This window comes from Alkalihalobacillus sp. AL-G (genome assembly GCF_030643805.1).
GTDB lineage: Bacteria > Bacillota > Bacilli > Bacillales > Fictibacillaceae > Pseudalkalibacillus.
This window is the reverse complement of record NZ_CP094656.1, coordinates 2,421,337-2,443,126: the sequence shown is the minus strand read 5'-3', so window position 1 is coordinate 2,443,126 and position 21,790 is coordinate 2,421,337. Positions and strand designations below refer to the sequence as shown.

Below are 21,790 nucleotides of genomic sequence, written 5' to 3'. Positions count from 1 at the left end.
GGGCTGACCCAAGCATCGTCAGGTTGATGTTGGGAGCCCCTTCTTACATTTTATGAGGGGGGATTTTACAATTAGATGATTAAGATTGAATAGAAAAACACCCTTAAATTGATGAAAGGGTGTTGTTTATTCTAATCTATTCAAATTTAGTCGCGTCACCATCGAATGGCTCATCAGCGATTTTTATTGAATCGGTTGGACATCCTTCAAAGGCATCTGTCATATCCTCGTGTAGAATGTCAGGAATTTCTACGATTCCTTGGTTATCATCGAGTGTTACAAATGCAATCCCCTCATCATCGTAATCATAGATATCCGGTGCAGCAGCCCCACAAGCTCCGCAAGCAATACATGTTTCTTTGTCAACAATTGTGTACTTTGGCATATCGAAATACCCTCCTAGAAATTGATGAATCTGTTCTTTCTATGTCCTATCCTATTATCGTGTAAAAAAACAGTCCATATTCTACAAATGAAACCATTTTTCATCCTCGATTCTATTGTAAAACTGTTGGATAAAGATTTCAACAGTTAAATTGATTGAGAATCCTTATCAAGCAAGGACTCATAACTGTTCATTCTATAAAAAACGAGTGGTACTTGCATGAAGACTACGAGTGGTACCGAGAAAAGATTTCTTCCTAGGTAAAATTTGCAGATGCAGGCACATGAGCTCTTGAACATGCTCTCATAAGGAATTTCCCCATAATCAACACATGCTAAACGACCTTTGATACAATAGTTACAGAAACTCTGCGAAAGTAGGGGACAAGCGTGAATTATACGGAAGCTATTTATTTATATGGTATAAAACGTCTTCGGGGAGAACGGACGGTCTCTGGTTTATTCCACATTCTAAACGGAAAAAAATCATCTCAGGCTATTCAGGATGGGAAACTTTTTAGTCTATCTAACCTGTTCGGAACGATGCCCAATATAAACTATGCTAAGTTTACGTCTAGTGTTCAAATGATTTCGGCACAAGGTTGGATTACTCTCGATTTCGATGATCATCCACATATTACAGAAATGGGAAATGATCGATTGGAAAAGTATTTAATGCTTCACCCGCTCCCGGTTAAATTGAATGGGTGGCGATATGGAGATATCAGCAAAGTATTTTGGCGTCGATTAACGCTATTCGTCCAAACTCTTTCACATCTATTAGAAAATGACTCCCACTTTTATCCGATTCAAAACGACCCGACCATTCTATCGTGGGTGAAAGATCATTTTCCAAATCATTATCATGTCCGTGTGAATGCTTCTGAGATGCTGTATACAGAACTATTCCTATTCCTAAAGAAGGTCGATCCAACCGATGCTGAAAACGTCGTACAAAGGCTAACACGTCATGGGAGGATCGGGAAAACTTCTGCTCAGGTGGCACAAGAACTCCAACTCGATCCAGTCGAATGTGATTTTCGGTTTCAAGCAACAATACATCATCTGATCAATCAGCTACTTGAGGACGGAGACAGTTTCCCTGGACTTTATTTGTTCATATCGGACCTCCATCAACCCTATACGCTGACAGAATCGACACTAAGGACATTGAACCTCCTTAGGGACGGGATAGCCATTAAAGCTATAGCGGCTGAACGGAGGTTGAAACTAAGTACGATCGAGGATCACATTATCGAGATAGCTATTAATGTACTTGGCTTCTCTATTGATCCATACGTATCATTTACAGAACAAGAGGAGATTATCAACACGTCTAAAGGTTTGAATACGAAAAGATTAAAGGCGATCAAAGAACGTTTGGGAGACCGATATACATATTTTCAAATCCGGCTTACACTTACGAATATGGATGACCAGCCTGATCGTTGTAAAGAAGGAGAATTCGATGCTATCAATTGAACAAATATTACACGATCGATTCGGCTTTACATCATTTCGGCCCGGACAACGTGAAATAATACAAGATGTACTCGCTGGACAAGATGTTTTTGCGATGCTTCCGACTGGGACAGGCAAATCGATTTGTTATCAATTGCCTGGATATAGACTGGGAGGAACGGTAATTGTTGTATCACCGTTAATTTCTTTAATGGAGGATCAAGTTGAACAATTAAAACGGACCGGGGAAAAAAGAGTATGTGCATTTCATAGTGGTGTCCCCTTTTCTAGAAGAAAAAGCATTTTAAGGAACCTATCGACGTACAAATTTGTTTATGTGTCTCCAGAAACATTGCAATCACCTTACTTATTGAAGGCATTAAGCAAAGTGAACATATCACTATTCGTTGTGGATGAAGCACATTGTATTTCACAATGGGGGCACGAGTTTCGTACCGATTACCTAAAGCTTGCAGAGGTATGCAAACAAGTTGGAAGGCCGCCGATTATTGCCTTGACTGCAACGGCGACTGATAAGGTGAGAATGGATATTATTTCTCAGCTTGAATTGAAGGAACCTGCTCTACATATCTATTCAGTTGATCGTCCAAACATTGCCTTGAGGGTCGACGAGGTAGAAACACATTTAGAAAAAACAGATTTACTCCTTTCATATGTACGTTCGTTAAAAGGACCTGGCATTATTTATACCTCAAGCCGAAATGTCGCAGAATCATTAACGGAATCGATGAAAGCGGAAGGTATAAGCAGGGTTGCTTATTATCACGGTGGAATGGAAAATGATGATCGTTTACTCATTCAAAAACAGTTTCTATATGATGAACTGGACATCATATGCTGCACAAATGCATTTGGGATGGGAATAAACAAATCAAACGTTCGATTTGTCATTCATTTTCATTTTCCCGTGCATTTGGAATCCTATCTACAGGAAATAGGACGTGCGGGAAGAGATGGTGAGCAAAGTCTTGCGATTTTACTTTATCATCAAGATGATGATGTCATTCCGGAGCGCTTAGTTGATGCTGAGTTTCCGGATGATTCTGATTTCGAACAGTTCATCAACGCTATTGGCGAAGAAAAGCCGGTTTCAGAACTGCTTAGTCAGATTACTTTTTCATCTGATACAGCTGGTCGGTACTTGAGGTTTCAATTTGAGTCAGCTACCCCAAATGATAAGGTCAGTCTAGTCGACTGGAAAATGAAAGTAAAGGATACGATTCGTTCAAGAAAGATAGAAAAACGGAATCGGATCCATCGTATGAAACAATGGATTCATGCAAAAGAGTGCAGAAGAGCATTCATCTTAGCTGAATTTGATGAATCAATCGGAGGTAGACCAGATTATTGCTGTGACCATTGCGTATTTCCGATAGTTCATTTTTATAGAATCAGTTCTGAAGAACAGGATCCACCGTCCTTAAAGTGGGAAGAAGAACTCGAAAAAATCTTTTGTCAGGTGAAGGTTAATGTTTAACCCTAAAAAGCAACAACAGATACTTTCTTCAATCACACAGAAAGAATTATTTATGAATCTATATTTGACACAAGTGATCTTTTTGACAGTAGCGATCTTACTCTCTATCGTATTTGACCAAGACTTACATCAATGGAAAAAGATGATGACATTTGATCCTATTATCGTACTGCTTTGGTCTTTTCCTGTTGCCTTTGCAGTGATTCTTTTCGACCTGATACTATGGAAAATAATGCCTCAGGCGTGGGTTGATGATGGTGGAATCAATGAGCGGATTTTTTCGGAGATCTCATTGTTCCATCTGGCACTTCTAGCCTTGGTAATCTCTGTTTCGGAGGAACTGCTGTTTAGAGGGGTTCTTCAAAACAATATCGGTTATATCCCGGCAAGCCTTTTATTTGCATTGATGCATATCCGTTATCTGATGAAGCCGTTGTTACTAATCGTCGCTACGGTTATCAGCTTAATTCTTGGGGGCTTGTTTCTATGGACAGAAAACCTCCTTGTTCCGATTGTTATCCATTTCTTGATTGATTTTGTACTAGGACTTATGATTCGTTTTAATTGGTTTTCACCACGGAAAAAAGGAACACTTGAACAAATGGAGAAAATGGACATAAAAGAGAATGAAGGGGGAGCAAGGGAGTGCCACACCATGACCAAGCTTCAAAATTAAGAGATCAACTATTCGATGATAAACAAGAGACGTCAATAGAAGAAATAGACGTATTAAGTCTTCCCTCGAGAAGTGAACGACACCAATCACGGGGAAAAGAAAAGCAAAACAAAGAGTCCGCTGCAATCAATTGGCATATCTGGATTACTCGCGGCATTGCCTTCCTTTTTATAAGCTTATTAGTCGCACTAATCGTATACTATACTCAAGGACAATGGAACATTCCAACAAATACGAAGGAAGACAATCTCTTGAATATTATTCGATGAACAAATACTACTCCGGTAATACAGCATTCCCTCCCAGCATACTTTTGAATAGGAGGGAATCGTGATGACTGGATTAAAAAATTGGAAGTTTAAACACCTTATGATTTCAGAAGTGACAGTGGAGGTTTTAGAACAGCTGATTGAACGTAGGATAAAAGAGCAGAGGTATGAAGAGACTTTGCTGAAATGGTCTCTATCCTTATTTGTCGTAATCTTCTTCGCTTTTTTATATCTCTACTTTTACAAGTTCAGCACGATCCAAATGACGTTTATTGATACACGTACGATATTCGATTACATTGTTCAGGATAATCTTTTGCTTTTTATGGTTATCGCTGGGTTGACGTGTATGATTCAAATGATTGTTTTCAAGAAAAAGCATAGTAAAGCAGAAAGTGATTATGAAGAACTTCGGATAACTACAATTGAACGAGGAGAAGAGTTATGGGAAAAACCAATTCCCTGGGACCATAGACATGAGGTTTTTGATTGGATGAAAAAGGAACATGATATAAACCTATATTTCAAATAATGTATGTTCAAAAAGTCGACGAATCAGAAATTGCTTAAATGAAGTTCGACTAAATGCGTTCGTCCTGCGCCTGCGGTTACTCGGCGCAAAACAGCACAGAAGTATACAAATCCGTGGTCTTGTAACTACTTCGAACTGATTCACATCGTGTGAACTCAAGGTACGACAGTTTTGAGGAAGGCTACTAACATAGGTCATCTTAATCGCCTTGCACCGAGGAAGCTTCCCTCGACTTGTAGACGCAGGTACATGAGCCCTTGGATACAGTTGAAATTCCTCAAATGAAAGTCTACATCGGACAGGGGCATCCAAAGAAAGCGTGGTTTTGACGACAATAAACCTTTTCATTTACTTGAACGTGATCTTCGGTGATGTTTTGAATTCTTCCAAATGCAACTGTTTCATAACCTTTTATGCAAAAAACTTCCACTGGGAGTCCTATTTTCTGGGTGTATTCCAAATCCTTATTCAATACAAGAGATTTATTGGTAAACTTGGATATGGTCATGATGCGTCATCTCCTAACCTAAGTTTTTTAGAATAGCTTTTTCGAAAAATTCACACACTCTAGAGCTTAGTTTTATCTTAATGGAATTTTACATATTTTTCAACCGTAGTTGTTTAAATTTTCAGATAAAAATTAAAAACTAATCAAATTTAGTAGGATTTACCTAACTGAATCGAGAAGTGTTTATGGTACTAAATTTGTAGGAGTGATAATTATGTTTGTGAAAAGCATCATGATTCCAAAAGAGAAGACTTATTCTGTCCAGGATACTGAGACGGTAAGGGAAGTGCTGAATAAGCTAGAGGAGTACGGGGTTGATGGGATGCCTGTTCTAAATGGAACCACCTATGCAGGCCTCATAACCTTAAATAAGATCTATAAAGCGTTTTTTGAATCCGGGCAGCCAAGAGATCAGTTTTTGGATTCGACGATTGCAACAGACGTAGCAGCATTTAAAGATGAGTGCATTGATGAGGAAGAGATTTTTGAAAATACCTTACTGACTGTAAAAGATCGTCCACTTGTAGCTGTTGTTAATAAATCTGGGGAGTTAAAAGGGATTGTAACGCGATATGACATATTGGAACAATTCCAAAGTGCCTTTGGAATGAAACGAAAGGGAGTTCGTATTTCGTTCTCGTCATCGGAGGCAGAAGGCAGAATTGCCAGGTTAGCTGAAATCGCGAAGCACTTCCATGAAAATATTATTTCTCTTTCGACATTTGATGAGTCTGACAAGTTTATCCGTAGGATAGTAATGAAGGTAGAAAAGAAACAAAACATCGATAAGTTCATACAAAAGTTAGAGTCGGCGGGCTTCCGTATACTTGACATCAAAGAAGATTAACGATGACTTAAACGAATAGACAAATTCGCTGTTTATCATTTGGAATTGTACATTTTCCCCCGCGCCTTACATAACATGTTAGGTGAAGGGGGTTTTTTTAAATGGTTAAACAATGGATTCTTCTCGTGATCGGTTATTGGTCAATGTTTGAAGTTACGGGTGATCTACCGTCAAATACAACTCAATCCATGCAATGGCTTAGTGAAATAATCATAGATCCATTCGACTTTATTGTTGCCGCCTTTCTTTTTCTTATCGGAATTAGTTCTTATGGAATGGTTCTTTCAGATCTTATAAAAAGAAGAACATCTTCAGCTGTGCATACGAGTTTGTTAAGTATCAGCTATGTGGTCAGCTTAATTACACTTTACACGATGAACGCTTTGGTTGTTTTGTTTACCTTACTATGTTTATTCATTTATGGTATGCTTTCGTTATCTCAATCGAGATTGGATAAAACCAAAAGACGTCAGGAAGGTGTAGAATGACTACAGCAACAATCGTGTTTACCACAGCATTTATTAGCGGAGTATCGTTAATCGTTTATATGTGGTATGAGGCACATCGCAACACACTCCATGAACATGAGCTAGATTTGGTTCAATTTCCTGAAAGCTTTGATGGACTCAGGGTTTTTTTTATTTCTGATATACATACCCGTTCGATTGACATGGAACTACTTAACCAAATACAACAACCTGTCGATATCGTAATTATAGGTGGCGATTTAATGGAAAAGGGAGTTTCCTTCGAACGTGTTGGAAAAAACCTTGAGCGTCTTACACAAATTGCTCCAACGTATTTCGTATGGGGAAACAATGATTACGAAGTGGATTACAGACGTCTAGACGTTCTTTTAAGAGAGAAAGGCGTACATATACTTGACAATACTTGTGCAAAGTTTGAAACTGATGAAGATGTCCTATACTTAATGGGTGTAGACGATCCAACGCTCGATAAAGATAGATTGGATCTGGCCTTGCAGGATGTTGATGAAAAAGGTTATAAACTACTCGCCAGCCATAATCCTCTTATTGCTGAGAAAATTGAGCAGGATCATCAAATAGGAATCGTATTGAGTGGTCATACACATGGGGGACAAATCCGGTTTTTTAAATGGGGAGTTGCCGAACGAGGCGGTTTAAAAGATACAGGATTAACAAAGGTTTTTGTAAGCAATGGTTATGGATATACAAAGCTCCCTTTCCGGCTATGTGCGCCATCAGAGGCTCACATTTTTACTTTTACATCAAAAACAGATTAGTTTACACAATTTGTAAGAGTCATTATACTTAAGCTACTATACTGAAGAAATATCGTTTAATGATAAGAAAAATAGAACGATTGGTTAGATAAGCATGTCTTGAGGAATTCTAACTAGAATAGGTTGTTAGTCGTCTGCTTTTTGACATGCACTCGAAGTACACGTTTATCCGTTAAGAACCATCTCTTCAAAGCGACATATAGTATAGGAGAGGTGGAGTATTGTTGTTGAGGGGGACCATTTATGCGGCTGGAGCGCTTAACATATAATAAAATCAAAGTGTTTTTAACATTGGATGATCTTCATGAACGCGGCATCTCCAAGGAGGAGATGTGGGAGGATCTTCCAAAGGTACATGAATTGTTCCGCGATATGATGTTAGAAGCCGATGATGAACTCGGTTTTAAGGCAGACGGTCCCATTGCAGTCGAAGTTTTTTCTTTACCGGCGCAAGGAATGGTAGTCATTGTAACAAAGAGTCATGCGACCAATGAAGAAGAAGAATATGATGATGATTTTTTGGAATTGCAAGTGACTCTTGATATAAGTGACGATGTTTTTTATGAGTTCAAAGCATTTGAGGATATCATATCGTTAGCTGATCGATTATATCCACTTGGTACGTCCGGAGGAGAAATCTATTACTTCCAGGACCGTTATTATGTGTCCTTTGAAGAATCTGATTATGAAAATATTGATGTCGAAATGTTTGTAGCGTTGCTTTCAGAATTTGGCAATCCATCAACCATTACAAAATGGCGAGTCAAGGAATACGGGAAGTCAATCATGTCAGAACAAGCAATGGAACAAGTTGATCGATACTTCAGTTGAAAAATGCAAAAGAGGATGATCCAGAAGCTGAAGAAAATGCTTTTCGATCGTCCCTTTATCGTTTTGTGCCGCGTATTCTTTTAAATTTATCGAACAGGATAAGTATAGGCGAAAGCGTTTCCAAAATTATGAGAAAAACTTATAAATTTGACTTCTCATAAACCATACAAGGGTGTATACTATGCATTGAGAAATTGAAATCATAACTTTAAAAGGATGGTCAAAAAGTAATTTGTCAGCTTTTTGCACTGCACAATTTAAGGGATTTTCACGGGAGGTAAACCATGGCTGCCAATACTACAGATAATGAGCAAGCTAATAATGGACAAGATAATGTACTGACATCCACACAAACAGTAATTGGTGATGCGTTAGATAAGTTAGGATATCCTGAAGAAGTATACGAATTATTAAAAGAACCGATTCGAATGATGACCGTACGTATTCCGGTCCGGATGGATGATGGCTCCATCAACATTTTTACAGGTTATCGAGCACAACATAATGATGCAATCGGACCGACTAAAGGTGGCGTTAGGTTTCACCCCAATGTTACAGATACTGAAGTGAAAGCTCTCTCAATCTGGATGAGTTTAAAAGCTGGAATTGTCGACCTACCATATGGAGGCGGAAAAGGCGGAATCATTTGTGACCCCCGCGATATGTCTTTCAGGGAACTCGAACGGATAAGCCGCGGTTATGTACGGGCAATAAGTCAAATCGTTGGACCTACGAAGGATATTCCAGCTCCTGACGTGTTTACAAATTCTCAGATCATGGCTTGGATGATGGATGAATATAGTCGTATACGCGAATTCGATTCACCGGGATTCATTACAGGTAAGCCGCTTGTGCTTGGAGGTTCTCACGGACGTGAATCTGCAACCGCTAAAGGTGTAACGATTTGTATCCGTGAAGCTGCTAAAAAGAAAGGCATTACCCTTGAAGGTGCACGCGTTGTCATTCAAGGCTTCGGTAATGCAGGAAGCTTCCTTGCGAAATTCATGTATGATGCTGGAGCAAAGGTTATCGCAATTTCCGATGCATACGGAGCACTTCACGATCCTGAAGGCCTTGATATCGACTACCTGCTAGATCGCCGAGATAGTTTTGGAACGGTTACGAAACTGTTTAAAGACACGATAACAAATAAAGAATTGCTCGAGTTGGATTGTGACATACTAGTGCCTGCAGCAATTGAAAACCAAATTACCAAGCACAATGCACATAACGTTAAAGCCTCGATTGTCGTGGAAGCGGCGAACGGTCCGACCACAATTGAAGCAACGAAGATCTTGACCGAGCGTGATATCCTTCTTGTCCCAGATGTTCTTGCCAGTGCCGGCGGTGTAACGGTGTCGTACTTTGAGTGGGTACAGAACAATCAGGGATACTACTGGTCAGAAGAGGAAGTAGAGGTAAAACTCGAGAAAGTCATGGTTAAAGCATTCAACAATGTTTTAACAACAGCGACGAATCGGAAAGTGAACATGCGACTTGCTGCTTATATGGTCGGAGTCCGGAAAATGGCGGAAGCATCACGGTTCAGAGGCTGGATTTAGAGCTAGACAGTTGAAAAGGACACTTACTTCCCCTATCATCTATATTGATGATACGGGGATTTTTGTTTTAGGAGTTGAAATTATGCACGTAGATGCTGTCATTATTGGCGGTGGTCCCTGTGGTCTTTCGGCTGCTATAGAACTTGAGAAAATCGGGTTGAATCCGATTGTGATCGAGAAAGGGAACATTGTTCAATCGATATATAATTATCCGACACACCAGCAGTTTTTCAGTACGAGTGAAAAATTGGAAATCGGACAAATGCCCTTCGTAATCGAACAGCGAAAACCGAAACGGAATCAAGCATTGTCCTATTATCGAGAGGTTGTTAAACGAAAAAAATTAACCGTTTATCCATATGAGAAGGTTTATAATGTAGTCCGAACCGATAATGGATCATTTACGGTATTCACCGAGCGGAAGGACGAAACGAAGTACCTTTATGAGACACCTTATGTCATTATTGCTACTGGCTATTATGATCATCCGAATTTGATGGGAGTACCCGGTGAACATCTTGACAAAGTGTATCATTATTTTAAAGAAGCCCATCCTTATTTTAATAGAGATGTTGTTGTAATCGGCGGGAAAAACTCAGCTGTTGATGCAGCAATTGAGCTCGAAAGCGTAGGGGCAAGAGTGACGGTTCTTTATAGAGGCTCTGCTTTTTCGCCAAGTATAAAACCGTGGATTCTTCCGGAGTTCGAAGCGTTGGTCCGAAACGAGGCTGTGCAGATGGAATTTAATGCGCACGTCAAAAAAATCACACCCAAAACTATCATTTATGAGGTGAAGGGTGTTACAAAGGAAATTGAGAACGATTTTGTATTTGCGATGACTGGATATCATCCGGACCATGCCTTTTTGAAAAGAATGGGTGTTGATATTGAATTCGAATCGGGAAGGCCGATATTCAATCCCGATACGATGGAAACGAATGTCGAGGGTATCTTTATAGCAGGGGTTATTGCTGCTGGGAATAATGCAAATGAGATTTTTATTGAAAACGGGCGGTTTCATGGTGGATTAATTGCAGAAGAAATTAAAAGGCGGAAATAATATAAAAAAATAAAAGGAGGTAAGCATTTTCCGAGTATATCGAAACGTGCCATGACTCCTATTTCGTATAATCCGTCGTAAATTCGTTAAAATAACTGGGAACCAGATGTGCTAAGGACTTGAATTTATAAAGGGTTATGGGAAAGCAAAAAAGCCAATTGAGAAGGGTTGTACGCTGGTTCCGTGAATGTGGCGGCCCGCGATAATGCCCCTTGCCAATATATATAACAGGTGGTTTTTTGCTCAATAAAGGTAGATATAATACAATAAACTAGGGTGATTAGACAATATGAAAAAAGTAGCTTTAATAACCACAGGTGGAACGATAGCATCTAGAAAGATTGCTAGTGGGTTGCTGTCATCTGGTGAGTTAACAGGTGAAGAATTAGCATCATTATGTCGTTTACCAGACGATACTCAAATAGAAGTACATAGTGTTTTTCAACTTCCAAGCATGCATATTGGCTTTGATGAGATGCTTGAGCTAAAGAATAAGGTTGATGAGGTGTTTGAAGATAAATCAATTAGTGGAATTGTTGTAACTCATGGAACAGACTCACTAGAGGAGACAGCTTACTTTTTGGACTTAACTATTAATGACAACAGGAGAGTGGTTGTAACTGGATCACAGCGTTCTCCTGACGACATAGGCACAGATGTTTATTCGAACCTTCGCAACTCAATTTATGTGGCTATAGATGAAAGCCTTGACAATGTAGGTACGGTAATTGTATTTAATGAACGTGTATGGTCTGCAAAATACGTTAAAAAAGTACATGCTTCCAACCTACAAGGATTTGAATCATTTGGATATGGTTATCTAGGCATCATAGATAATGATGTGGTTAGCGTGTATCAAAAGCCATTAAAAAGAGATTCATACAAGATAAATGGAGAGCTTCCTCAAGTTGATATAATTAAATGCTATGCAGGATCAGACGGGAAATTTGTTCGGTCGGCTGTACGTGAAGGTGTGAAGGGTATTATTCTGGAAGGAGTCGGCCGAGGTCAAGTCTCTCCTTTAATGGTAGATGATATTACAGAAGCTATCAAAGCAGGGGTTAAAATAGTGGTTACGACTAGCGCCGAAGAAGGTCAAATCCATACCTCGTATGATTATCGTGGGAGTGCTTATGATCTAAAACTGAGAGGAGTTGTTCTTGGTAAGGATTATGATTCTAAGAAGGCTCGAATCAAGCTAGCAGTCTTAATTTCGGCAGGAGTTGATATTAAAGAGGGATTTAAGATGTAATTACCGCAGTATATTACTGCGGGTTTATTTTTTTGCGAAAACTGCTTTACACATTCTAAAATCTGTTCTGAAAATGAAAATTTTATGGAAAAAGCATACACATTATCACCATTCAAAAAAACAGGAAGATAAAACAAGAGATTAATGATACGATAGAAAAAAATGGGATTGGAAATAGAAGCATGTTTACGTTAATTTCTGCTGGGATTGCACCTGGTATTGCTTTAATGTCGTTTTTTTATTTGAAAGACAAATACGAACCTGAACCGATTTTAATGGTGGTTCGCACATTCTTGTTCGGGATCCTTCTTGTGTTTCCAGTAATGGTGCTGCAATTCGGAATCCACGAAGAAATGTTGATTCCGGATTGGGTAGACGCCTTTTTTGTATCGAGTCTGCTGGAGGAATTCTTAAAATGGTTTCTCTTATATTTTGCGGCCTATCAACAAATTGAATTCAATGACCCATATGACGGGATTATTTATGGTGCTTCGATTTCGTTAGGCTTTGCAACAGCAGAAAATGTTCTTTTCTTGTTTGCTAATGGAATTGAAACCGCGATGCTACGTGCATTCTTGCCTGTCCAATGTCATGCGCTATTCGGTGTGATGATGGGGTATTATTTGAGTCGGGCGAAATTCACTGATTCCTTCAAAATGAAGAGGAAATACATAATCTATTCGCTGTTCATTCCGATACTTTATCATGGACTATATGATTATATTATCCTGTATCATATCAAGCGATGGATTTATATCATGTTCCCATTCATGCTGTTTTTATGGTGGCTCGGGTTAAGGAAAGTAAAACACGCTCAACACGCTTCAAAGAATATATATTCAAATAAATGATGATTGGGTCGGATATGCTTAAATACAACACCGATTTGTTGTATGCAGGCTATCTGACTCTTTTTATTTGAGAGTCTCAGCCTGAACGGAATCCCTTAAATCAAATGGGATTCCTTCCTCGATGATAATTCACGGTTCTCTACTCAATTTGTATAAAATCCCCGCTTTTACAAAAACTACAATCATCGAAAATGTTACCAGGATTCAACAGGAGGCTGTAATAATGAAAATTGGAGTAATGTGCATCAAAGTATGTATATCGTTGATTCTGTTAGTAGTTCCGCTGTCATACGCGGTTACTGTTGAAAAGGCCGAGGCGTTTAGTCCGCAGGTCATCCAACATGGTGCAACAGGCGAAGATGTTATCGAACTTCAATCGAGATTGCAATATTTAGGGTTTTATAATGGCAATATCGATGGGGTATTCGGATGGGGTACATACTGGGCACTACGGAACTTCCAGTATGAATTCGGCTTAGAAGTCGACGGTCTCGCCGGGGCAACGACAAAACAAAAACTTGTTGAAGCATCCAAGTATAACGAAGGATATGTTAAGCGAAATATTCGAAAAGGGAATGATTTTACCCATTACGGTGGGACTCCTTTAAAGAGACAAACTGAAGGCGGAGGAGGAAAAGCGCCTGCACCACAAAAGGAACAAGGAGGTCAGAAGGCCCAGCCCAAACAAGGTGCAAAGAAAAGGCAAGCAAAAAATGTCCCGAGCGGGTACTCTGAAAATGATATTCAGTTGATGGCAAATGCAGTTTATGGTGAAGCACGGGGGGAACCATATATCGGACAGGTTGCCGTCGCTGCTGTCATATTGAATCGTGTCGAAAGCTCCTCGTTTCCGAACACGATATCTGGGGTGATTTTTGAGCCTGGGGCTTTTACAGCTGTGGCAGACGGTCAAATTTGGCTTACTCCGAACAAACAAGCAAAAAAAGCAGTACAAGATGCTCTGAACGGATGGGACCCGACTGACGCATGTATCTACTATTTCAATCCAAATACAGCAACATCTGATTGGATATGGTCACGTACGCAGGTCACAAAAATCGGGAAGCATATCTTTGCAAAATAATGGAGGTGAAGAGATATGATCCGAACAATACTTATTTCGATATTGGCACTTGCTGTAATCGGAACAGGGTACTGGGGGTATAAAGAACATCAGGAAAAGAACGCAATTCTCATCAATGCCGAAAACAATTATCAACGTGCCTTCCATGATTTGAACTTTCACATGGATGCACTAGAAGATAAAATCGGCGCAACACTAGCGATGAACTCAGGGCAACAGCTCTCACCTGCACTAGCAGAAGTATGGCGGTTGACATCGGAAGCACATAACGATGTCGGACAGTTACCCTTAGCATTGCTTCCGTTCAATAAAACCGAGGAGTTCTTGTCAAAAATCGGTGAGTTCAGTTATCGAATTGCGATTAGAGATTTAAAAAAGGATCCTCTATCTGATAAGGAATATCAGACACTCGAGAGTTTGCATCAGCATGCAAATGAAATAAAGAATGAGCTTAGAAAGGTTCAATCGCTTGTATTAAAGGAAAACTTACGGTGGATGGATGTTGAACTCGCCCTTGCCACAAATGAAGAACCGAAGGACAATACGATCATAGATGGTTTCAAAACAGTATCAAAATCTGTAGAAGGTTATTCAGAAGTCAACTGGGGACCAGAAATGACGAAAATCAGTGAGTTAGAGGATAATAAATACAAAACATTAAGTGGGAAGGAAATTTCGAAACAGGAAGCAAAAAAGAAAGCATTGGAATTTCTCAATCTCAAAACCGACAGTAAGGTAGTTGTAGAGGAAAATGGAAAAGGATCGCCTTACGAAGCGTACCGTGTATCAATCAATGAACCGGATAGCAACTCCAATATTTACATGGAATTGACGAAAAAAGGTGGCCATCCAGTTTGGATCCTGCAGGAGCGAGAAGTAGGAGAATCGAAGATCAGCCTGTATAAAGCAACGCAAAAGGCCCAACAATTTCTGAAAAAGCACGCGATGGATGAGATGGAACTAACGCAAAGCGACCAATATGATAATACAGGGGTATTCACCTATGTGAAAATGCAGGATGGTGTGCGAATTTATCCGCAATCCGTTACGATCAAGGTTGCTTTAGATAATGGCGATATCATCGGTTATGAAGGAATGAACTATTTGATTGGTGAAAAAGAGCGGAAAATCGATAAACCCGCATTATCACAACAAGAAGCGGAAAAAAAGATGAACCCTAAATTGAAAATTATGGAAACGCATCAGGGGATCATTGTTAACGACCTTGGAGAAGAGGCTCATTGCTATGAATTCTTAGCCACCTTGAATAATCAAACATACCGCATATTCATTAATGCCGATACAGGTATAGAAGAAAAGGTGAACAAACTGGATGACATCAATGCAGCTGTCAATGGACTCTAACTTCAGCAATTTGACTGAATAGGGCTGAAGTGATCCAAGTAATGAGTGTTCGAGATGGATGGAATGATGAAAGGAAAAGCAACTTAGGCTTTTCCTTTTTTTGTTTTACGTTAAGAAAGCATTCCTTTCTTAGTATAAGCGCAAGGGCCTTTAGGTCATCCTTTAGGGCTAAGGCTCAGCCTTCGCCAAAGGCTTGGCTTTGCCAAGTTTTCTTTAGAATGAGATAATAACTCCAACATTATAAAGATGGTGGGGGAGAGAAAATGCTATCGATTGGTGACACTCTTTATTTAGATTTCAAACAGCCGAATGAGCTGTTAAAGTTCAAGTGCAAAGTGGAATACGTAGGGGAAGAAGTAATTCACGTAACCTATCCGACAAACATACATACAGATAAAACTGAATTTTTAATGGTAGGTTCATTATTTGAGGCTCAGTTCATAACGAAAGAGAAAGCAACATTTGTATTTCCATCCGAATTAGTGGACAGAAAGAAGGACCGTATCCCTTTACTAGTTCTAAAATATCCGAAAGCAGAACAGCATGAAAAAATTCAAAGAAGAGCCTTCGTCCGTGTTGAAACCTCAGTGGATGTGTCGGTTCACTCATTAGATCACCAATTCAGTCCATTTAAGACTTTCACTTCTGATATTAGCGCGGGTGGATGCGCAATCGTACTGCCTGAAAAACACTCGATAATGGATGATATGATCATAGAATGCTGGATTGTACTTCCGTTAAAAAACAAGTACCAATATATCCGACAAAATGCGAAGGTCATTCGTGTCCTTAAGGGAAATCCAAGAGAACGAGATAAGGCACCACTCGAGTTTCTTGATGTCAATGAAACAGACAGACAGTCCATACTCCGTTTTTGTTTTGAAGAACAGCTACTCTTAAAAAAGAAAGGCTTACTTTAGTTATATCTTCTACCTTTTTATGTGCAAGATAGTAACAGATCAATAAAAGGGTGGAATCAATATGAAAACGGTTGAACGGTTTTTAATCAAAACCATTATTGCTCAATTCATATTCCTGATGATTGCTCAGTGGGTGATCACCCATCAAGATTGGGCATATCATTTAAACAGGGTTTATGAATACGAAGGAATTATGACAGAGCAACGCGGAGAGACGGTTGAAACGATAGACCGGTCAAATATACTATGGTATGATGAAATTAGTGAAAAATAGAACGCTTGGTCGTGATATATAATGAGTGCACAGACCAATTTTTTTAGGCAAAACAACAGTGAAACGTGCAGGAGGAATTATGAGTAAGCTGAATAAAATAGCAATTGACGGTCCGGCTGGAGCAGGAAAAAGTACAGTCGCTAAAATGGTGGCGGATCGACTATCTTATGTTTACATAGATACTGGTGCGATGTACCGTGCTGTAACGTTGAAAGCTCTAGAAAATGATATTGATATCACGGATGCTCGAGTATTAGAAGAAATGATCAAACAGACTGTCATCGATCTACGAAAAAGTGACCATGGCCAAATTGTTTTATTGGATGGAAAGAATGTCTCAGAAGATATTCGATTGTCTAAAGTGACCAACAATGTATCAGAGGTGGCTCGACATAAGGAAGTAAGAGTTGAAATGGTTAAGCGGCAAAAGGAATTAAGTCATGAACACTCTGTTGTGATGGATGGTCGGGATATTGGTACGCATGTCCTCCCAGATGCACAGGTTAAAATCTTTTTGGTTGCTTCTGTTGAGGAACGTGCAAAAAGAAGACATCGAGAAAATGCGGAAAAAGGATTTTCTTCAAATTTTGAGCAAATAAAACAGGAAATCGAACAGCGTGATCTGATCGATTCAGGTCGTGAAGTTTCTCCGTTAAAGAAAGCAGAAGACGCAATTGAACTCGATACGACTTCAATGTCTATCGAAGAAGTTGTCGATGCCATTTTGAAGATTGTTCAAAATAAAGAAAGGGTTTGATGGTCGGTGAATCTTTATGCGTTTGGCCGTTCATTGTTTAACGGCATTTTTAAAGGGGGATACCGTGTTGAGGTCATCGGTGTGGAGAACGTTCCAAAAGATAGCGGCGTTTTGATTTGCTCAAATCATATAAGTAATCTCGATCCACCGCTGGTAGGTACGACTGCAAATAATCGAACCGTTCACTTTATGGCAAAGTCGGAATTGTTCGATTTTCCTATACTAAAACAGGTTCTGCCGAGGGTCAATGCGTTCCCTGTCAAGAGAGGCATGAGTGATAAACAGGCACTTAGAAAAGGACTTCAGCTTCTCAGGGACGGAAAGGCAGTTGGACTTTTTCCAGAAGGAACAAGAACTAGAACGGGAAAGGTTGGACAAGGACTCGCTGGTGCAGGTTTTTTTGCATTGAAAACAGATGCTAAGGTCGTACCTTGTGCCATCATCGGACCCATTAAACTCTTTCACAAGTTTAAAATTGTTTATGGAAAGCCGATCGATCTTACTGAACTTAAAGAACGAAAGGCTTCAGCAAAAGAAGCTACAGAAAAAATCATGAACGAGATACAACAGCTTTACGATGATAATAAGTAGTGAAATTCGAGCCCTTGTTACTTGACAAATATCTGCATTTATAAGAAGTTAGAATAAAGGAATTTGAATATTGTTACATACTCTTTCACTTTCGTGGAGGGTCCACATATTTTCTTTGCATAGAGACTTAAGGAGGTAAAGCCAATGGCTGATGAATTGAACCAAGAGTTATCTGAAATCAAACCTTTGGAAACGGGGGATGAAGTAGAGGGTACCGTTACGAAGGTTGAAGAAAAACATGCCTTAATCGATGCAGGATATAAAATGGATGGAATCCTGCCAATCAGTGAACTTTCCAGCTTACATGTTGAAAAAGTGAGCGATGTTTTAACTGATGGAGATAAATTGACTTTAAAAGTAATAAAACTTACTGAAGAGGAACTCGTGTTATCAAAACGAGCTGTTACCGCTTCAAAAGCATGGACGGAGCTTAAAGAAGCACAAGAAAAAAACAGCACGTTAGATGTTCAAATTGCTGACGTGGTAAAAGGCGGACTTGTCGTTGATCTAGGAGTGCGTGGATTTATCCCTGCATCATTAGTTGAACGCCACTTCGTAGAAGACTTTTCATCGTACAAAGGGAAAACATTAGAAGTGAAGATCGTTGAACTTGATGAGCAAAACAACAAGTTGATTTTATCCCACCGTGCAGTACTAGAACAACATGAAGAATCCAAAAAACAAGAAATTCTCCATTCGCTTGAATCAGGCCAAGTTTTAGAAGGTACAGTTCAGCGGTTGACTGACTTTGGTGCATTTGTTGACATCGGTGGTATCGATGGTCTTGTGCACATCTCGCAGCTTGCACATCATCGTGTCGAAACACCTTCAGAGGTTGTAAAAGAAGGCGATACGGTAAAAGTAAAAGTGCTTTCTGTCGATCGTGACAATGAACGCATTTCATTATCAATCAAGGAAACGTTACCAGGACCGTGGGACAATGTCAGCGAGACGTTGGAAAAAGGTCAGGTTGTTGAAGGAACTGTCAAGCGCCTCGTATCATTCGGAGCCTTCGTTGAGGTCGCTTCTGGCGTAGAAGGACTCGTTCATATATCAGAAATTGCAAACCGTCATATCGGAACACCAGGCGAAGTGCTCTCTCAAGGGGATGTTGTAAAAGTGAAGGTACTTGACATCAACCCATCAGAAAAACGGATTTCTTTAAGTATCCGGGCTACTCTTGAAGAAGAGAACCGTCCTTCTAAAATTGATCCGGAGTACAGCAAAGAAACAGATGGAAACTCAGGCTTTTCTTTAGGAGATATGATTGGTGACCAACTGAAAAAATATAAGTAATATGGATCATAACAAGAGGCGAGCGCTTAGACGTTCGCCTTTTTTCATACAGCTACAAACCTGATAACTAGATGACTATCGGTTTTCTTTACGTGCCTGTTCAGGTGTATCCAACCGCGCAGAACCCGCATGATGAAGTGCTTGATCTCGATCAGATTCGACTTTTCTTGATTGTTTCAATTTCTTTTCTTGACGATCTTTTCCCATGACACTCACTCCTTTATCGATAGTTTGACATCGCGGCTGCTACTTTATTCCCGCAATGTTTAGATTCGGTTATTCCAATCTATACTGCTAGTAGTGGATGTTCAATTAGAGGACCATAAGCGATCGATGAAATTGGTTCATGTTTTTGAACAGCCATAGCAAAGGGCTTCGATCAGGTGGTGAGTATGAATGGACGGGATTTATTTTTATTGGTTTTTCTGGATTGCTTGGATTATTACAACATTTTTCATGCCAAAAACAAGTCATCGTTATTGGCTATCGTTTCTTCTGCTATTATTAATTTTTTCATCAACGACGACGATCCATTTGGACAGTTATGCAGTAAATGCTGCATTTCTATTTGCTGGTTTGATCAGCTATGCATACATAGGCAAGTCGACTGTCCGTTTAATCTTCTATTCTGTTTTTTCTAGTATGATCGTGTCAGTGATCTATGTCGGCGTTCATTTTTTAATCTTATTTGATCCGGTTTGGCTTTTTTTCGATCGCTTATATCTTATTTCTTTTCTGTTATGTGCACTTGTTTTATTGCTGAGTAAGCCATTAGACCTTAGACTATCAATCCTGGTATCAGGTCTTCTTAACGGGGAAATCGGATACGCATTGTTTGTCAATGGTCTTGCCCCTGGATATATCGTAGGTTCCTTTGATCTACTGGATATTGTTGCGCTTTCATGTATGAGTGTCACCGTTTGGTGGGGGTATGAATCGCTTGTTTCCATAGTAAAACAACAAGTGGATAAGCCGATCAGCCATTTGAAAGGGAAGGCACAATAAGAGCGAGCGGTAAATGATAAGTTGTGAGACGACATCTTTTTTGCTAAAATAAATAAGCTGTCAATCGTGTGTTCAATACTATGACGAACAGGAAAATTTCGTAAAAGTTCGATTCTTGACAGATCACGCATACATAGATGAGCAGTATGATGGTTTGCGGAAATTAAAAGGACGTGATGTTATGCAGAAACCCGTTGTTGCAGTCGTTGGAAGACCGAATGTTGGAAAGTCTACCATTTTCAACAGAGTTATTGGTGACCGGCTTGCGATTGTAGAAGATAAGCCTGGTGTGACAAGAGACCGAATTTATAGTTCGGCCGAATGGTTAAACAGAGAATTTAATGTAATTGATACCGGTGGGATTGATCTAGGAGACGAGCCGTTATTGAAACAGATGAGGGAACAGGCAGATGTTGCAATAAACGAAGCCGACGTCATCATTTTCATGGTAAATGGCCGGGAGGGGGTTACGTCTGCTGATGAAGAAGTTGCTCAAATCCTGTTCCGATCAAAAAAACCGGTCGTACTTGCAGTTAATAAGATCGATAATCCTGAACGTATGAACGAAGTGTATGAGTTTTATTCACTTGGATTTGGTGAACCGATTGCGATATCTGGATCACATGGACTTGGGCTAGGTGATTTACTGGATGCTGTCATCAAGCATTTTCCACAAGAAGATGAAGATGATTATGACGATACGACCATTAAATTTTCATTAATCGGACGACCGAATGTTGGAAAATCCTCACTCGTAAACTCGATTTTAGGGAAAGAACGATCGATTGTAAGCGATGTTGCGGGCACGACGCGGGATGCGATCGATGCGACGTTTACAAAAGATGAACAGGATTATGTCATCATCGATACGGCTGGTATGCGGAAAAAGGGTAAGGTGTATGAAACGACAGAAAAATATAGTGTTCTAAGAGCGTTGAAAGCAATTGACCGTTCTGATGTTGTACTTGTCGTTTTGAATGCAGAGGAAGGAATCATTGAGCAGGATAAAAAGATCGCCGGGTATGCACATGAGGCTGGACGAGCGGTCATCATCGTCGTTAATAAATGGGATGCAATCGAAAAGAATGATAAAACGTTAAAAGAATTCGAACAAAAGATACGTGATCATTTCTTGTTCCTTGATTATGCACCTATCGTCTTCGTTTCCGCAAAAACGAAACAACGACTCCATACGTTGCTCCCTGTCATTGAGACGGTTGCAGAAAATCATAGCATGCGTGTAAAGACAAATGTGTTGAACGATGTCATCATGGATGCTGTTATGATGAACCCGACGCCAACTGATAAAGGAAAGCGTTTGAAAATCAATTACGTGACTCAGGTGGCTACGAAGCCGCCAACCTTTGTTTTATTTGTCAACGATCCGGAGCTCCTTCATTTTTCCTATAAACGGTTTATTGATAACCGTATCCGCGATGCATTCGGCTTTAAAGGGACACCGATCCGTATCATCGCAAGAAGAAAAAGTGATTAGGGGGAAAT

Annotated in this window: 24 protein-coding genes; 22 read left to right on the top strand and 2 right to left on the bottom strand. The window is 39.8% G+C overall.

All coding sequences use genetic code 11. The annotated features are described in order from the left end of the window. Nucleotides 1-136 precede the first annotated feature (136 nt). A complete protein-coding gene (locus MOJ78_RS12545; protein ID WP_304977685.1) occupies nt 137-385 on the bottom strand; it encodes a ferredoxin in 249 nt (82 codons plus the stop codon). A 389-nt stretch (nt 386-774) separates the two neighbouring features. Between MOJ78_RS12545 and MOJ78_RS12540 the strand changes: the two genes are divergently transcribed. The 20 genes from MOJ78_RS12540 (at nt 775) to rpsA (ending at nt 19,282) form a co-directional block, all read left to right on the top strand. Next, nucleotides 775-1,866 (top strand): YpbB family protein, encoded by a 1,092-nt coding sequence (locus MOJ78_RS12540; RefSeq protein ID WP_304977684.1) that lies wholly within the window; start codon nt 775-777, stop codon nt 1,864-1,866. After that, the gene (locus tag MOJ78_RS12535) at nt 1,853-3,343 is read left to right on the top strand and encodes a RecQ family ATP-dependent DNA helicase (protein ID WP_304977683.1); all 1,491 of its coding nucleotides are present in this window, start codon (nt 1,853-1,855) and stop codon (nt 3,341-3,343) included. Before MOJ78_RS12540 ends, MOJ78_RS12535 begins: the two co-directional genes overlap by 14 nt. Further along, nucleotides 3,336-4,019 carry a CPBP family intramembrane glutamic endopeptidase gene (locus tag MOJ78_RS12530; RefSeq protein WP_304977682.1) on the top strand — a complete coding sequence of 228 codons (684 nt, stop codon included), beginning with the start codon at nt 3,336-3,338 and terminating at the stop codon, nt 4,017-4,019. Before MOJ78_RS12535 ends, MOJ78_RS12530 begins: the two co-directional genes overlap by 8 nt. Continuing rightward, nucleotides 3,989-4,288 (top strand): hypothetical protein, encoded by a 300-nt coding sequence (locus tag MOJ78_RS12525; protein WP_304977681.1) that lies wholly within the window; start codon nt 3,989-3,991, stop codon nt 4,286-4,288. The genes MOJ78_RS12530 and MOJ78_RS12525 overlap by 31 nt, the downstream gene beginning before the upstream one ends. Nucleotides 4,289-4,352: 64 nt before the next feature. Continuing rightward, entirely contained in the window at nt 4,353-4,820 is a 468-nt protein-coding gene (locus MOJ78_RS12520; protein WP_304977680.1) for a DUF2663 family protein, read from the top strand. Between the two features lie 722 nt (nt 4,821-5,542). Then, the gene (locus MOJ78_RS12515) at nt 5,543-6,175 is read left to right on the top strand and encodes a CBS domain-containing protein (protein ID WP_304977679.1); all 633 of its coding nucleotides are present in this window, start codon (nt 5,543-5,545) and stop codon (nt 6,173-6,175) included. Nucleotides 6,176-6,276: 101 nt separating this feature from the next. After that, the gene (locus MOJ78_RS12510; protein WP_304977678.1) at nt 6,277-6,663 is read left to right on the top strand and encodes a hypothetical protein; all 387 of its coding nucleotides are present in this window, start codon (nt 6,277-6,279) and stop codon (nt 6,661-6,663) included. Next, a complete protein-coding gene (locus tag MOJ78_RS12505; protein ID WP_304977677.1) occupies nt 6,660-7,439 on the top strand; it encodes a metallophosphoesterase in 780 nt (259 codons plus the stop codon). Before MOJ78_RS12510 ends, MOJ78_RS12505 begins: the two co-directional genes overlap by 4 nt. A gap of 243 nt (nt 7,440-7,682) precedes the next feature. Further along, nucleotides 7,683-8,270, top strand: coding sequence for a genetic competence negative regulator (locus tag MOJ78_RS12500; RefSeq protein ID WP_304977676.1), 588 nt, complete (start codon nt 7,683-7,685; stop codon nt 8,268-8,270). A gap of 284 nt (nt 8,271-8,554) precedes the next feature. Beyond that, nucleotides 8,555-9,832 carry a Glu/Leu/Phe/Val family dehydrogenase gene (locus tag MOJ78_RS12495; RefSeq protein ID WP_304977674.1) on the top strand — a complete coding sequence of 426 codons (1,278 nt, stop codon included), beginning with the start codon at nt 8,555-8,557 and terminating at the stop codon, nt 9,830-9,832. Between the two features lie 79 nt (nt 9,833-9,911). Beyond that, nucleotides 9,912-10,892, top strand: a complete 981-nt coding sequence (locus MOJ78_RS12490) for a YpdA family putative bacillithiol disulfide reductase (protein ID WP_370529815.1) — start codon at nt 9,912-9,914, stop codon at nt 10,890-10,892. A 289-nt stretch (nt 10,893-11,181) separates the two neighbouring features. Continuing rightward, entirely contained in the window at nt 11,182-12,144 is a 963-nt protein-coding gene (locus tag MOJ78_RS12485) for an asparaginase (RefSeq protein ID WP_304977672.1), read from the top strand. 182 nt (nt 12,145-12,326) lie between these two features. Then, nucleotides 12,327-12,995, top strand: coding sequence for a glutamic-type intramembrane protease PrsW (gene prsW / locus MOJ78_RS12480; RefSeq protein ID WP_304977671.1), 669 nt, complete (start codon nt 12,327-12,329; stop codon nt 12,993-12,995). 223 nt (nt 12,996-13,218) lie between these two features. Then, nucleotides 13,219-14,079, top strand: a complete 861-nt coding sequence (gene sleB, locus MOJ78_RS12475) for a spore cortex-lytic enzyme (RefSeq protein ID WP_304977670.1) — start codon at nt 13,219-13,221, stop codon at nt 14,077-14,079. A 15-nt stretch (nt 14,080-14,094) separates the two neighbouring features. Continuing rightward, nucleotides 14,095-15,444, top strand: a complete 1,350-nt coding sequence (gene ypeB, locus MOJ78_RS12470) for a germination protein YpeB (RefSeq protein ID WP_304977669.1) — start codon at nt 14,095-14,097, stop codon at nt 15,442-15,444. A 263-nt stretch (nt 15,445-15,707) separates the two neighbouring features. Beyond that, nucleotides 15,708-16,364: a flagellar brake protein gene (locus MOJ78_RS12465; RefSeq protein WP_304977668.1), complete on the top strand. Its 657-nt coding sequence runs from the start codon at nt 15,708-15,710 to the stop codon at nt 16,362-16,364. A 61-nt stretch (nt 16,365-16,425) separates the two neighbouring features. Further along, nucleotides 16,426-16,638 carry a YpfB family protein gene (locus tag MOJ78_RS12460; protein ID WP_304977667.1) on the top strand — a complete coding sequence of 71 codons (213 nt, stop codon included), beginning with the start codon at nt 16,426-16,428 and terminating at the stop codon, nt 16,636-16,638. Nucleotides 16,639-16,717: 79 nt separating this feature from the next. After that, nucleotides 16,718-17,395, top strand: coding sequence for a (d)CMP kinase (gene cmk / locus MOJ78_RS12455; protein WP_304977666.1), 678 nt, complete (start codon nt 16,718-16,720; stop codon nt 17,393-17,395). A 6-nt stretch (nt 17,396-17,401) separates the two neighbouring features. Further along, nucleotides 17,402-17,986, top strand: a complete 585-nt coding sequence (locus MOJ78_RS12450; RefSeq protein WP_304977665.1) for a lysophospholipid acyltransferase family protein — start codon at nt 17,402-17,404, stop codon at nt 17,984-17,986. A gap of 144 nt (nt 17,987-18,130) precedes the next feature. Beyond that, nucleotides 18,131-19,282, top strand: coding sequence for a 30S ribosomal protein S1 (gene rpsA, locus MOJ78_RS12445; protein WP_304977664.1), 1,152 nt, complete (start codon nt 18,131-18,133; stop codon nt 19,280-19,282). A 75-nt stretch (nt 19,283-19,357) separates the two neighbouring features. Here rpsA and MOJ78_RS12440 read toward each other — a convergent pair whose 3' ends face one another. Further along, nucleotides 19,358-19,489 (bottom strand): YpzI family protein, encoded by a 132-nt coding sequence (locus MOJ78_RS12440; RefSeq protein ID WP_304977663.1) that lies wholly within the window; start codon nt 19,487-19,489, stop codon nt 19,358-19,360. Between the two features lie 189 nt (nt 19,490-19,678). Here MOJ78_RS12440 and MOJ78_RS12435 point away from each other — a divergent pair, with 189 nt between their 5' ends. After that, nucleotides 19,679-20,287, top strand: a complete 609-nt coding sequence (locus MOJ78_RS12435) for a YphA family membrane protein (protein WP_304977662.1) — start codon at nt 19,679-19,681, stop codon at nt 20,285-20,287. 181 nt (nt 20,288-20,468) lie between these two features. Next, nucleotides 20,469-21,782 (top strand): ribosome biogenesis GTPase Der, encoded by a 1,314-nt coding sequence (gene der, locus MOJ78_RS12430; protein ID WP_304977661.1) that lies wholly within the window; start codon nt 20,469-20,471, stop codon nt 21,780-21,782. Nucleotides 21,783-21,790: the final 8 nt, after the last annotated feature.